Below are 15,777 nucleotides of genomic sequence, written 5' to 3'. Positions count from 1 at the left end.
AAACGTACTACACGAGAGTCTTTTACAACGTCAGTTGCCCGCGCTCCTCCTCGGTCAACTGTTGCTTCGCCTGTTCATCCAGCGCCCCGGCACCCAACACCTGCACCGGGCTGTTCGGGTTGTAACCCGGGGCCGGCGCGCGGCTGGCACCATCGCGAGACGGCGCAAGTTGTTCATTGCCGAAGCTCAACACCTGCACGGTAAACACCGACGCCTGATTCTGTCGCGAAGCCGCCTGCTGCTGACGCGCGACATCTTCCGCCGCTTGGGTGGCCGACGATGCCGCCGAACTGGCCGAGGTGATCGCCCCGGTGTTCACCGCCGACACCACCGGCACACCAGTCGCCTTGCCCTGCACCGAAATGTTCGCGGCGTTGACCACCGTCAGCGCGGCGATGTTGACGTTGCCCGACACACGGATCCCCGCCTCGCCGGCATCGATGGTGCCCAGCGGCGCGATCAGGTCGATGTCGCCCGGCGCCACTTCGGCGATCGGGTTGAGCGTGGCGATACCGGCGCCGGTGCTCGGCACCGATGGCGACAGGGTGACGTTGCCCCAAGCGTCGTAAACCCGTTTCGGCGGGGTGTAGACCACGGTGGTTTTCGAACCTCGACCGGCGTTGATGTCGCCCTCGGCCGACCAGCCGAGAATCGAGCCGCCGAAGGTGGTCATGATCCGGCTCTGGCCGAGCAAGATACTGCCCTGCGAATAGAGCTGAATGTTGCCCGAACCCTGAGTGATGATCCCCGCCGTGGACGGTGGCGCCGCGCCTTCGATGCCGAACACCTGACCGCCACCGGGGGTGAGCATCTGGATGTCGCCGCCGAACAGGGTCTTGACCCCGGCGCCGCCGTACAGCGTGATGTCGCCGTCGTAACGGATCGGATTACCGGCCACGTCGGTGGTCGGGAACAGAGCGGCAATCGCGTTGCGACCACGCAGATAACTGCCTTGGCGCGGGCCGTCGACATCGTTGTATTCCAGGCCACCGGCGCGCAGTTCGGCGAAGTACACCTGGCGGGCAAAGATCGCCTGCTCGGCACTCGGCAGCGCGGCGTAGAACGCTTGCGCCTGTTCGGCGTTGCCGCTGAAGCCATATCCAAGAGTAAGCCAGCTCTGCAGCTCGTCGAGGTAGGTCTTGACCACTTTGCCCGGCTGACCGTTGAGAGAGGCATTCGGATTGGCAAGGTTCTGCGGGTTCAGGTAACGCGCGATGAACCTTGTGTAATCCGGCCCCTGCGCGCCCACGCCCGCCTGCAATACCACGCTGGCACCAGGGCGCTGATCCCCGGCAACTATCGAGCCGAGACTGGTGATGCTGGCACGGTTTTCCATGAGGATGTTGCGCCCGGCATTAATGTCCAGCGTACCCGGACCGGCAATATCGAAGCTGCTATAAAGGATGTCTCGTCCTGCCGACACCCGCGATACATCTCGCGGATCGTTATGAACGAACAGGTTGCCGGTCGAGGTGACGCCCTCCCGACCCACGCCCATCTCATCGGGCTGCACGGCTGTCGGTTGGCCCAGGTTGGTCCCGGATGCCACGATGTCACGTCCGGCAATCATCCAGACAGGGCCGGCGGCTTCGTACCAGGTGCGTTTCGACGTATCGAAACTCAACGTCTCACCACTGCGTATCCCCACCAGATCGCCTGTCAGGGCATAGAACCGTGCCGGCCCCTGCACATCATTCAAACCGGAAAAACTGTCGGGTCCAAAAGCGAACAATGGATAACGCAAATTACTGTCCGGTTTAACGCCGTCACTGCCGTAGTTGCTATTGAATGGCGTGTTGGGGTTATTGCTGGCAAAGGCGAGAAATGACGGCCTTAACGGCGTGGCGATGGCCAGCGGGCTGGCACCCGACTGATTGATTGCGTAGCCGCCGGCGTAGATGGAGTCGCCAGCCAACAGTTCGAGTTGTCCGGATGTCGAAGGGGCCAATAACAGTGAATAAGCGGTTGTCCGCGACAAGTCGCGCTCGCTGTACGCCGCCGATGGCCCGGCATAAATCGACCCCTGAGCAGCCACAGCCCGAAGAATCGACGGGTACACAAAACGTCCATCGGTGGGCGACGAATTGGCGCCGCTCACAGGGGTAAGATTCGCATCGGCCTCGGCCAATTGAGTGCTGGGAGTGAGATTGCCTCCGGCGGAAAACAGATCGATGGCGGTGTGATCGGTCCATAGCGAGAAGCCGCTCAGGATACCGCCAGTACGGATATTGCCGTTGTCATCAAGCAGTGGCGTGGCATTGAACAGGCCCACGCGACCGGGATCGCCCGCGCCGCCCAGCACCAGGTCACCACGGGTACTGAGACTCATGCCCGAGTCGCCGGGAATCAGCACCAGGCCTCCGGAGGCGTTGCTGGTCGTGGAGGTGAACGGATCCAGCGGTCGAGTTTCGCGGACATCATGCGACCGGGAAAAGGCACCGTATTGCAGATTGATGCCGCCCAGCGCCCCGCCCGTCAATTGCGCCGCCCCGCGTAAATTGATCAGCGTCCCTTGTAGATCATGCCTCGGCGGCTGAGTCCCGTTATCCCCGGCCCGTGCTTGCAGCGATGGGTTGAGTGCGCCGCCGATGCGAATGTCCATGTCGCCCCCACCGGTCATCTGTACGCTGCCATCGCTGGCGACTCGCCCGGTGCTGCCCACGGCAACGATAAGCCCCTGGCTGCGCGGATAATTGCCCGCATCGCCCAACGGTCTGAGCATACCGGCGTCACCACCGACACGCAGACTGATGTTGCCGCCGCCCAGGGTGCCGAATCCGGTGAAGCCCATCAGATACGGTTCGGTATTACCGTCAGATGTCAGCAACTGCGTCGCGTAGCTGCCGAAGTTGATCCACCAGGCCGTGGGCACATCCGGGTTTCCCGTGCCTTGGCGCCACAGCCAGTTGCCCACTGACGTACTGGCGATCTGCTCGCGGAAACCGCCCGCTGTCGATTGCGATTTAGTCCCGACCGAATCACCGGAGACCGAGCCACCGGCATTGATTGTCAGGTTCCCCCCCATCTGCGGATACCAGGCCTGATAAAGACTGTCGGCGCCACCACTGACCCACTTTTCATAATCAGCGCCGGCGCTGCCCAACACTGAATTATTGTCCGAGAGATGCCCGCGTTTCTGGTTATACAACGGGTCGACATTCGATGACTGTGTACCGGCGGTGTAGACGCCGAAAGGCGAGTCCATGCTCAGGTTGCCGGCAGCCATCAGATCGAGATCGCCAGTACCGGTGCGCAGGACGCTGAACATCTGCGTATGGGCCTTGGCGGTGGTGCCGGGATTATTGGCGATACAGAGCTCCGGATAGATCTCGCAAATGACTTGATACTCCTCGGTGACCGGTTCGTAGTCAGGTCCCTGACCGTTCCCCGGTGCCCAGACCCAGCGTGCCATCGGTACACAGAGTCCCGGAACCTGGTCACATACCTCCAGTTGGTCATCGGGCACCGGGTAATACGCCGGAAGGTCATAGGGATTATCCGCGGCCCAAACAAGTTGACCGGCGCTCTGTGTGATCGTCACACCGTAATGAGCGTCAGCCAGTCGCAAGTTGCCATCCGCTGTCACCGGTTTCACGGCGCGGCTGTCGGCCGCCAGAAGATCGGCCCCGGCGACCGCGCGCATCGACCACGACGCACTACCCGACGGCAGCATGCTCGCCACAGCCCAGTTTTTACCTTGTTGCGTGCCGTTGAGCGGACGCAGTTCAATCACCGAAGTGCCTTCTGCGAGCTTTACATCGGTCATCGACGGAATCAGCGAACCGCGCAGCAAGGCCAGCTCGCCCTTTAACTTCACGCCGGAGAAGGTCGTCAGATCTGCATCGTAAACGCTTGGCAACGGCACGCCCTTGGGCCAGTTCAGCGCTTGCAGGGCGGTGGCCTTGTTCAAGCGAATACCGGCACCCAGACGTGTTTCGGCAGGCAGCGTCACACTGTCGCTGAGCAGCGTGCCGGCGGCGTACAACAGGTTACCGTTCTGGTCGTGAATCGCCCCCGACAGCACGGTGCCCGCACTGAAGGTGTACGCCTCTCCCAGCACCGCCTGAGTCGGCAACAACGTGCCGCTGGCCAATACCGCCCCCTGGAGGGTCACGTCGTAATTGAGTGTGGCGCCTATCGGGAACTGCGTACCTTCGGCCAGCGACACACCGGTGCCCGGCACGATCAGGTCGCCACCGAACGGCTGCACACCGGCGATCAGTTTCCAGCCGGCGTCATCCTGGGTTTCTGGCGGCGGCGCGAAGCCGTCGTTGATGCTGCCGTAAATGTCGAGGTTGCCGCCGGCGCGGATCACCAGACTGCCAGCCTCCCCTGACCCGTAGATCGACGGATTCAGGCGCGTGTGTGGATTCAGGCTGGCGTAACGGTAACCGGACAAGTCCAGATCGCCCTCCACCACCAAGTCGCCATCAGCCGACTTGCTGGCGATTTCCACGCCTGGGCGCAGATGGAAAGCGTCGGCGTAAGTGGCGTTGTTCAGCCCGGCAAGTTTGCGTTGCAGCAGATCGCTGTTGCCCAGCGCGGCGTTGATAAAGGTGGCGCTCTCAGCGTGAATGCGCTCGAGCATGGCTTGATCGATGACTTGATACGGTCGGCCACTGACCGCCTGATCGACGCCATCGCGGGCATCGGTGTAGCGGCGTGTACCGTTGAGGCCAATGGAGCGAGCACCCTGAATGGTCAACGCACCGCTGGCGTCGATGGCGATGTCATTGCTGCCCAGACGCGGCGCGTTGAGTTCAAGAGTGCCGCGCAGCATTCCATCGTTTTGTCCTGCAAGGAAACCGGGCACCGAATCGGTGCCGTGACGCAGGTCGATCCGCGCGCCGGACGCCAGCGTGAGTACACCCTCACCGGAATTGAGTTCCACCGTGGCGCGGTTCGGCGCGTCGATGATCTTGCCGTAACTGTCGACGCGCAGGACTCGACCGTGAGCGTCGAGCACGCTGTTGCCAGCCAGCGCCAGACCATTTTTCGCCGACAGACGAATGTTGCCGACGCGCTCGCCACTGGCGTCGATCAGACCGGCCACCGTCAGGCTGCCGCTGTCCACCGAAACACTGATGTCACTGGCCTTGAGGCCATCGCCGACCAGCAGATTACCTTGCTTGAGTTGCAAGCTGCGGCTGCCGAACACCTGCCCGGCGTTCAGGCGCTGATTGAGCGCGGCAAACTGCACGGTGGCATCTGCGCCCAGATTTTGCGCGCGAATGTCCACGCCCCCGGCCTTGTAAGGCACCAGCGTGCCGCCGGCATCGTAATAACCGCTGCTGCCGCCGAGGATTTCACCCTGCAAATCGACGGTCCCGGCCGCGTCGGCCAACGCAATGGCGCTGAGGTTACCGGCCTGATTGTTCTTCGCCGACAGATCGATCCGCGAGCCCGCCGCTTGACGGATATTGCCGTTGGCGCTGTACAGCGACACATCGCCGCCCCAGCTGTATTTGTTCACATCGTTGAACGGCAGCGTACGCCCGGCCATGTCCAGTACCGCAGCGCTGCCCAGGGTCAAATCGCCTTCGGACTTCACCGTCAGTTTGCCGCTGGCCAAGGCGATACGGCTGTCGAGCACGATATTGCGTGCCTCAAGATTGAGTTCTGCGCCTAACGCCTCCGCGACCCCGGAAGCGCCACCACCGCTGAGAGTCAGGTTATTGCCGGCCTTGAGCAGGTTGACCGACGCCGCTTCACCGGTGAGCAACGGCGTACGCAGATTCAGGTTACCGCCGCTGTAGCTGTAGCCCGTGAGCGGGTCGTAAGCGCCCTGCTGCTGATACACCGCCAGGCTGCCCTTGTGGTTGGCGGTAATGCGCTCGCTGGCTGTCAGGTTGACGTTGGCAAAGCCCAGCGCCAGACGATTGTTCTGATCCAGCCCGCTCGGTTGTGGCATCGGGCCGTAACCCAGTTCGATGCGGCGCGCCTGAATATCCAGCGTGCCCTGCCCCGTGCCGGCGCCGGCGGTGATCACCCCGCCGGGGCTCTGCGTGGCACCGTTCCAGATCAGGTTGTTGGTGCGGATGGTCGCCACATCATTGGCATCGCCCAGACCGTAGATCGCCGGTGTGACCAGCACCAGGTTCTGCAGTTTGCTCAGGCCGGTCTGTGGATCAAGCGTGTCGAGGGTCACACTGCCATAGAAATTGAAGGCATCGCGGGTGGTCAGGCTCAGGGTTTCCAGGGCGGGTGCGCCGAATTGCGTGTCACCGCGCAACAGTCGATCGAGCACGTTCTGGTTCAAGGTCAAACCGGCCGGCACGCGACTGCCCGCCGCCGCCAGCGCCTCGGCACTCCCAGCGTTGACCGCGCCGACAGCCAGCGCCAGTTGGCGAGTACCGAAGCGCACGGCTTCGCCCAGTTCGAACTGCTTGTCGGTCGCCGCCGTGATGCTGCCATTGGAGTAGAGCTGCGATGGGCTGCTGCAATCCCCGGTCGAACAGAGGCCGATACGGATCGCCCCCGCACCGTCGAGATTGTTAGCCAGCGCGGGCGCCAGGACATTGGTCCAGCCGTTCGAAACCACCAGCAACCCTGCCTTGCCGGGCTCATAGAGAAACCCTGACGTTGAATCGTAAGGCACGTTGCCGCGACCGAGCGTGTTGATCCCGGCCCCCGCCTCGACCGTGATCCCGCCCGTGGCCGCAGTGGTGCGCAACAAGACTTCCGGCGCTGACAGGACCGCGCCTTCACGCAAAACAATATTGTTGGTGGAACCGACGAAACCAATGATGTTGCCGGTCGTGCCGTACAGAACATCCGGCATTGCACCGAGGGTCAGACGCCCGGCATTCAGATTGTTGAGCGTGTCGGCGTACAACGACACACCTCTGGAGTCCGCCGTCGGCGCCTGCCCGGCACCGAGGATTTCCAGGTTGCTGCCGGCATAACCGCCGCGCACCACCGCCGTCCCGACCCGACCACCCTCGGCGGCATTGAACAGTGCACGCCCGTTGAACTGCAAAGCGATGTCTTGCTGACCACCGCTGCTCAGCCGCAGATCGAGGGTCTTGCCGTCGATCGGCGCCAACGCCTGAGGCACCCCGCGCCGAGCGGCATCGCTGCGGATGAACGAGGTAAAACCGGTTTCGTTGTACTGCGAGTAGCGGCGCAACACGTCCGCCGACGTCAGGATCACCTGACTGGCCAGGCTGTCGCGCAGACCGGTGTTGGCGATCGACATCTGCCCGCTGCTGGTCCACGACCCATTGCGCAGTTGCAACGCTGCCGTCGTCGCACCCGGCGTCGCTTGGCCGTTGACCTCGACCCGGAACGCTCCCGGCAACAAGGCAAAGGTGGACGGCAGAAGCGTGTAAGTGCCCGCCGCCAGCCCCGGCACGCCGGCACCAATAGTGATCTGCTGGCCGATGCGCGGATCGACCGCGCCGGCTTCGGCCAGCATCGGCGCGTAGCTGCCCTGATTGCCCGGCACGATGGCGTAGACCGGGTTGCTCGCCAGCCCCGGCAAACTGAAGGTGCCATCGGTGGCATTGCGCACCAGTGGATTGAAGCGCGCATCGGTAGAGCCGCCGCGCCCGGAGATGAATCCGGCACCGCGCAGATCGCCACCGCCGGACAGATCGATCAGCGCACCGTTCTGCACCTCAACGTATTGCCCACCGATTGCCACGCCGTTCCTTTCGCCCGTGACGCCGTTCAACACCACCGATTTACCGTTGTAGAGATAGTCGATGCCGTCCGTAGTGCCACCGTATGGCATGACCAGCCCGGCGCCACTGACCGACGTGGTGCTGCCGGACAGCAGTCGCACCTCATGACTGGTGGTCAGCAAATCGTCGCCCAGAACAATCTTGCCCAGCGGCGCCCGCACCACACCGCCCTGCTCGATGTACGCAGCGGAAAAACTCAGATTGCCAAAGACCGAGTACGGCACCGCAGCGGGTGCCGCACCGTGGCTGCTGATCCGCAGCGTATGGTCGGACACCGCAACGGCGCCCTGATAACCGACGCGCACTTCAGCCTGGACACCACTGGCGGGATAGATTTGTGCAGCCCCCAGGTTCAAGTCACCCGGCGTCCACAGCCGGGTTTTTTCGGCACCATCATTGGGCGCAAGGAAACGCAGATCGCCGCTGCTATCGAGGTTCACCAGACCAAATGCCCGTCGGCTATACGCAACCGCCGGCGCGCTGAGCTGCAGGATCGAACCCTGCGTACCGAACGACAGACCATTGCCCACGTCCAGCAGGTTCGCCGACGCATTGAAGGTCGCGTCCGACAGCTCAGTCGTCGGATTCAGGGTCAATCGCGGCCGTATCAGGCCGAAACCCGCGTGGTAAGTGCCCACGCCGGACAAGCGCAGGTACGGCGCGCTCAAATCGACGCGACTCGTGCTCTCGGAGGTTTGCGCCAGAGACAACGCCCCGGCGTACATCGTCAGGCTCTGTTTCATATGCAGATTGACGTCGCCGTCAAACGACAGCAAACCGTTGCTCAACAGGCTCAGGTTATCGAAGCCGCCCGCCATCAAGCTGTCTGCACTCAAGCGCGTCTGACCATAACGCAGGCCATCGGCGCCCTCGCCCGGCCGCAGATCCTGCGCGAGCGACTTGTCGCCCGCCCCCTGGCCAATGATCATCTCTCTCGGTGCGCGTACTGCATTGCTTGCCGAGTCAGCATACAGCGGCGTTTCCAGGGCAATGTCCAGACGACCGCCAGCTGCGCCGACACCGCCCGCCGCTGCATGCAAGTTGCCATCAAGGAACAGGCCGTTGTAAGCACTCAGGCTGATACGCCCGCCATCCGTCGCAACGCGGGTCAGGCCCTGGCCGGCGATATCGAGCATGACCTCGCTGCCAGAGGCGTCCAGCCGGGCGCCCTGACGCACGATCACGTAGGCATCGGCGGCCGTGGCAGTGGCCAGTTTCGAATCGATTTCGCCGCCAATGATGATGCTGCCACCCTTGCCGACCTGACCGTAAGTTCGGCCCAACGCATCGATTGCCGTGTTGGCGCGCCCGGCGACATCGAGGACAGCCTGCTCACCGATCCATATAGACCGGTCGTGGGCGTTCGGATCGGCCACGACAATGGCGGTCGCCGGTTTGTTCGAACCGAACTGCTGCTGACGAATATCAATCGTACCGCCCCAGGCATTCAGTTCACCTTCAACCGTAATCTGCCCGGCACCGCGCAGCTTGATGCTCTGCCCCGGATCGACGCTGATGCGCGAACCGCGACCCAGCGTCAACGTGCTGTTAGCGGCATCGATCAAGCCGATCAGACTGGCCCCGCCTTGCAACGTCAGGTTGGCGCCAGCGCGCTGGGTCAGCAGGCCCTTGCTCGGGTTTTCCTGGAACAGCGACGGCGTCCACAACTCCAACGCCGTTTGCGGGTCGGCACCACTGACCTGATTCGGCGCGACATCAGCGAAACGGTACACCGGCATGTTCACGTCAATCGCCGCACCTTCGGCAACGTCCAGACCGCCCAAGCCGATAAGGTTGTAAGCGGAAAAGCCCTTGTTGAACAGGTCGGCAGACAGCTGCAAGGTGTTGTCTGCCAGCACCTTGTCAGTCTGACCGACGAGTATTTTGTTGGCCTGCACCGTCAGCGTGCCGCCGCCCGTGACACCGTAGCCACGCACATCGCCCGCAAGGTTCAGGTGGGTTTTACCGGGCGCCGAAATCGCACTGGATTCCAGCATCAAGTCACCGCCCTTACCGCCGCGGGTCTTGCCGTTGGCCAATACCGCACCGCCGGAAGACACATCGAGCAGGCTGCCCGCGCCAATGTCGATATCGCCACTGCTGCGGATCGACAGCAAACCGCCATTCAAGTACGCGAGGCTGGCGCCATCGTCCGGGTTGGTGCGCAGGTTGCTCCACACACCACGGGTATCGAGTCGGACACCGTCGGCCACTTTTACCTGCGTCGCCTTATCGACCTTCGCCGTGAGCCGAGTGTCAGCGGTATCGCTGCTGAGGAACTGATTGAGCACGTTGCCCAGGCGCACGCTACCGCCACGCGCGGTCAGGTCAGCGCCGATCTGCACGTCCGGGGAATACAGGGTGATATCGCCGCCGGTATCGACGGTCAGTGCGCCATCGACAATGACCTGATCCTTGGCCGCGACTTTGAGCGCCCCGAGCCGGAAGCCATTGAGTTGATCGTTATCGAGATACAACTTGCCTTTGCGCGCATCGGACACCGCACCGCTCAGGTCCAGATCACTGCCAGCGACCGGTCGCTCGCCGCCAATCTGCACTTGGTCGAGCGTCGGATTGAGCGAGTACAACAAGCCACTCGCGGCGGCGACATAGGTCGGGTCATAACTGCCGACGATCAACTGCGCGCGGCGCGCCAGTGCGGTCTGACTCTGCTCATAGCCATCAAGCACCGGTTTCGCTGCCTGGTTCTGTCGTTCACCCTGGTACACCTCGCCAATCATTTGCCCGTCGAGTACCGCATTGGCGGTGGCAACCACCAGTTGCCCGGCATCGCGGCCGACGGTGTAACCCGACTCGAAGCGTGAACGCGGCGCGATCAACGGGTTGTAGAAATAGCTCGTCTGACCCCAGCGTTCACTGCTGTCTTCATAACCTTTGTACAGCCCGGTGTAGAGCAGATCGCCCGGCGCACGGGACACTTCATACAACTTGCCGTCGGCGCCGCGCAGCCAGCTCTGGCGGATCTCGCCGCTCTGCACATCCAGCGTGCCGCCGGACAGATTGATCAACGACCCTTTTTCCGTGACCACGTCGTTGCCGGCAAAACTCACCGTGCCGCCCTGGGCCATCCACTCGCCAACGCTGTGGCCCTGCGTGCCGAGATAACCGCCGACTTCGAGCAAACCACCCGCCGTGTACCAGCGATCGGTGGCATAGCCGTTGGTGCCGGCGGGCACGTAAACCAGCTCACGCACATCGACCCAGATGTCATTGCTGTTGAGCGCACCCTTCTCCCGGTTGACCGAGGCATCGCGCTGCTCGTTGCCCTGCACGTTGATCTTGATGTTGTTGTTTTCCATTGCCACTTTGACGCCAAGGGCACCGGACACATCGATCATTGCGCCGTCACGTACCAGGCTGCGGCGCTGTGCGCTGACAGCGACCTGCCCACCGGTGGCCAGGGTGATCGAGCCGTTCTGGAACTCGACGCTGCCGCCACTCTGGATTTCGATGCGCGACTGATCGCCACGGATCCGGTTGTTCGCGCTGACATTGGTCAGGCTCGCGTCGCGCTGACTGTCGAGGGCGCTGAGATCACTGCTGTCGAGCATGATCGCCGTGGCACTGCCCTGCCCCAGCGTAACGCTGCCGTTGCTGTCGGTGCTGGGGTTGGTCAGGTGAATCGTGCCGCGCGTGGCTACGGAAGTGCTGGTGAGCAACACACCGTTCTGCACCACCTCGTGGCCGGTCAGGGTGATGTCGCCGGTGGCGGACTGGATCAAGCCGTTGTTGGTGACTTTACCCGTCACCGCGCCGGCCTTGGAGCCGGGAATGACTTCGTTACCGAAGGTGGTGGACAGCGCATTACCCTCGGTGCCCGAACCTTTGCGAATGTAGAAACGGTCACCGGCGGCCAGCACGGTCTGGCCTTTGGCGGTGCTGATGCTGCCGTCGTTCTGCACTTCGTTGCCGAGCAGCAACGCATAGCCGCCGGCATCGGTAGACGACGCCGGCTGGTGGGTTGCGATGGCAGCACCGCGTTCCACCAACACCTTGCCGGCGGCATCGGTGAACGTTGGCTGCGTGCCGGTGCTGTCGAAATACAGGCCACGATCGCGGAACTGGATGTCGGTGATGTTGGCCGCCGCTGCCACCAGGTTGCGCACGTTGACCTGACTGCTGCCGCTGAAGACGATGCCGTTGCGGTTGATCAGCATCACCGTGCCGTCGCCCTTGATCTGGCCCTGAATCTGGCTGGCCCGCGCGCTCGGGTCGTTGACCCGGTTGAGCACTGCCCAGTTCGACTGCTGGGCGAATTCAACGGTGGTGTTGCGTCCGACGTTAAAGGTTTCCCAGTTGAGAATCGCCTTGTCGGCGGTCTGCTCGATCTTCACGGTGGTCTTGCCATCGGCCTGAGTCTGTTGCGGGCCTTTGGCGTTCTGCCAGCCCTGGGCGAGGCTGTTATCGACTTTCAAACCGCCCTCACCCAGACCGTCCGGCACAACCTGCACCGTGCCCAACGCGGCAGCACGCCCGGCCGCCTGTGCCGCTTGTTGCGCGGCAATCGCGGCGACGGTGTTGTTCAAGGTCTGGATCGAACGCTGCAATTGCTGATTGGCTTTTTGTTGCTGGGCCAGTGGCGGCGTCATCCCCGGCAACCCGCCCACGCTCGGCCGTGCTGCTGCCGCTTGCTGCGCGGCGCCCTTGGCGGCAAACCAGCTCGAACTGAACGCCGTCTGCGCCTGCGCGCTGCCCGCCACCAGACATAACGCCACGGCGTGCGCCAGCGGCTTGAGCAGCCACAGCGCAGGCTCCACGGTTTCACGCTTGAAGGACTGAACGCTGGTACGACGGGATGGGCGAGCGAGCATCACTACGAGATCCTTTTTGATTGCCACACTTTGGTTGCCAAAGATGCCGCAGGCCTGCAAAAACCTGCTGTTACGTCATAGGCAGTTGGCGAGGGTCGCGACCGAACGGATGTCACACAAACTTCATGTTGGGGGAGTATTCGCGGACCTGGAGCGCCGAGCGCTCAAAAGAAAGGCAGCCCGCAAAAGGCTGCCGTGAATCAAAGGTGCAGGTGATCAAAGCGGACGGCCGATGCCGTTGCAGACGTAAGGGTTGTTGATGTCGAGGTTGTTGCCAGAGGTGTTGCTGAGGAAGTTGGCGGTTACCGCGTTTTTCCAGTTCGTGGGCAGTGGGCCAAAACCGTGCGCGACACTGGCGGCGACGTTGCCGGGCACACTGTATTGCTTGGTCAAAAAGGCACGACCCTCAAACGGGAGCCCAAAAAAAATGGCAGCCCCGAAGGGCCGCCATCTACACATCAGACTGAACCAACCGACTTACAAAGGACGACCGATAGCGTTGCAGACGCTGGCGTTGTTGATGTCCAGGTTGTTGCCCGAAGAGTTGGTGATGAAGTTGGCGGTGACAGCGGTTTTCCAGGCGTTAGGCACTGCGACGAATTTGTGAGCCTGAGTCGCGGTGTTGTTGCCCGGGTTGCTGTAGTGAGTGGTCAGGAAGGCTTTGACGCTCGCGGCCACGGCTGCATCCTTGTAGCACTGACCGAAGATGAAGTTGGTGTAGGCAGCCAGTTTGTAACCGGAAGCCGGGTTAGCCACCACTGGTGACCAGTTGGCAGGGTTGGCAGCCTGGGCTGGAGTCGAAGGAGCCGACACCGACGACAGGGCCAGAGTCACGTTCAGCGAAGTAGGCTGAACACCGTTGACGCGAGCAACGACAGCGTTGCTGGTAGCGTCAACGCCGTCCGGACCGACATAACCGATGGAACCGTCAACCGCATTTACGGTAGTGGCGACATCGGAAGTGTTGGCGACGCCGACCCAGTTCGACGGCAGTGCCGAACCGGCTGGCAGACGAGCGTTGGTGAAGGTGGAGTTGGTAGCGAACTGGGTCGGGCAGACCGAGTTCAAGTGACGGCTGAGGATTTCCGAAGTGCCGCTGGAAACGTTGCGATAAACCACGCGAATCGGGGTGGTGTCAGCAGTGCCCAGCAAAGCGCCCCAAGTGGTTTTAGCGCCGGAGAAGGCATCGCACAGCTGAGCGCTGGTCAGGTTCAGAGCAGTCTGACCGGCTTTTTTGTAAGGGATGGCAACCGAAGTGGCCACCGAAGGCAGTTGGATCAGCGGACCGAACGAAGCGCCGTAGGTGGTGCTGTAGGTGTTGAGTTCCGCAGTGCTGAGGATCGAGTCGCTACCGGCGAAGTGCACAGTGCCGGTGGTGCTGAAGCCGGCCGGGTTGTTGGTCAGGAAGGCAGTTTTGCCACCGCCGCTACCGATGGCGGCGTAGGAGAAGTTGGCTGGCAGGATGCTGTCGGCAGAACCTTTGTACAGAGCGGCAGGCAGCGTTGCACCACCACCGGTAACGGCCATGGCTTGAGCGGAAGCCAGAGCGGCGACGGTCAGGGAAGCTGCGATCAGAGTGCGCTTGAACATGAAGAATCTCCTTTTCAACTAGGTTTGGGAACACAGGTTTTCGGGTGACTTGCATGACACTGGGAGGACTCACCGGGGCCCTCGCTAGCGTTGGCCTTGGTTAAGTCGCACTGAGAAATTCGCAGTTTCCGGTGACAGATAAAGGAAAAAACCTCGGGAGGTGCGAGGTGTTTCCGAAGGGATTTTCTCGGGTGTTTGTCGGGTGCCGTGCAGTGTCTGGATCGCGGGTTTGGCTGAATCGGGCTGGAGCCGTTGGCGGGTGGTTGCAGATGACAGAAAGGAGAACCCGAGGATGGGGGAAACATGGCTCGGGTGATGGAGAATCTTTTGCAAAAACTTTGAATTATCTATTGGCCTGACTGGCCTCTTCGCGAGCAAGCTCGCTCCCACAGGGATTGATGTTGTTAATGCAATTGACTTCACACCACAGAACACTGTGGGAGCGAGCTTGCTCGCGAAGAGGCCGGCCCAAACACCACCAAAACATCAGAGACACCACTACTGGATCAACTCAGTGCTCGCAATGATCGAATGCCATTGACTTCACAACACCGAACACTGTGGGAGCGAGCTTGCTCGCGAAGAGGCCCGATCAGACACCATCAAAACCGGCTACTGGACCAATTGATTGATCTCAATGATCGGCAACAACACCGCCATCACAATCACCAGCACCACCCCGCCCATCACTACGATCATCAGCGGCTCCAGCAATGCAGTCATGCCCATTGCCCGGCGTTCAATATCCCGCGACAACGTTTGCGCTGCGCGCTCAAGCATCGGTGGTAGTGAACCGGTTTTTTCACCGCTGGCGATCAAATGAATCAGCACCGGCGGGAACACGTTTTCCACGCGCAACGCTGCCGCCAGGTTCACACCCTCACGCACCTTGGCCGTGGCCTCAGTGACACTCAGGCTCAGTCGGTCGTTGGACAAGGTCTGCCGCGCTGCCTCCAGCGCACGCAACAACGGCACCCCGGCGCCCCCGAGAATCGCCAGCGTCGAGGCAAACCGTGCGGTGTTCAGACCGAGAATGAAACGCCCGAACAGCGGCAACTTCAACACCCGATGATGCCAACTCAAACGTGCCGCCGGATTGCGTAGATACAGACGCCAGCTCCAGAACGCGCCTGCGATGATCGCTGCACACAGCCAGCCCCAACTGCGGATGAAATCACTGGCGTTGAGCATCGCCAACGTCAGCCCCGGCAAATCCTGCCGCGCCTGGGAAAACGCACTGACCACCTGCGGCACCACATAACTGAGCAAGAAAATCACGATGCCGATCGACACCAGCCCAACCACGCCCGGATAAATAAACGCCGTAAGAATCTTGCCCCGCAGGTTGTTGCGCTCCTCGATGTAATCCGCGAGGCGCTCCATGACTTGCGCGAGATCGCCGGACTCTTCCCCTGCGGCGATCAATGCACGGTAGATCTCAGGAAAATCCCGTGGCCGCGCCGCCAGCGATTCCGCGAGGCGCATGCCGCTGCGCACATCCGCACGAACAGCACTGAACGTATGGGCGATGTGCTTTTTCTCAGCCTGCTCGACCGTGGCGCTCAGCGCTGCTTCCAACGGCAGGCTGGCCCCGAGCAGACTCGCCAATTGCCGTGTGGCCCAGGCCAGATCGTTGTCCGAAAGCTTGGCGCTGAACAGCCCACCGCCAC

General features: G+C 62.0%; 4 protein-coding genes. All 4 read right to left on the bottom strand.

What is annotated here, in order from left to right:
- Positions 1–22 precede the first annotated feature (22 nt).
- On the bottom strand, positions 23–12,517 hold the full coding sequence (locus tag ACWR1S_RS15590) for a filamentous haemagglutinin family protein (RefSeq protein ID WP_454564116.1): 12,495 nt from the start codon (positions 12,515–12,517) through the stop codon (positions 23–25).
- A 216-nt stretch (positions 12,518–12,733) separates the two neighbouring features.
- Positions 12,734–12,910 (bottom strand): hypothetical protein, encoded by a 177-nt coding sequence (locus tag ACWR1S_RS15585; RefSeq protein WP_454564115.1) that lies wholly within the window; start codon positions 12,908–12,910, stop codon positions 12,734–12,736.
- 84 nt (positions 12,911–12,994) lie between these two features.
- A complete protein-coding gene (locus tag ACWR1S_RS15580) occupies positions 12,995–14,107 on the bottom strand; it encodes a substrate-binding domain-containing protein (protein ID WP_454564114.1) in 1,113 nt (370 codons plus the stop codon).
- A 612-nt stretch (positions 14,108–14,719) separates the two neighbouring features.
- The coding region (gene gspF / locus ACWR1S_RS15575) for a type II secretion system inner membrane protein GspF (RefSeq protein WP_454564113.1) at positions 14,720–15,777 on the bottom strand (1,058 nt) is incomplete at its 5' end.

It is taken from the genome of Pseudomonas sp. AIG (genome assembly GCF_977020205.1).
The sequence above is the reverse complement of the archived record's forward strand: the minus strand, read 5'-3'. Positions and strand labels throughout refer to the sequence as shown.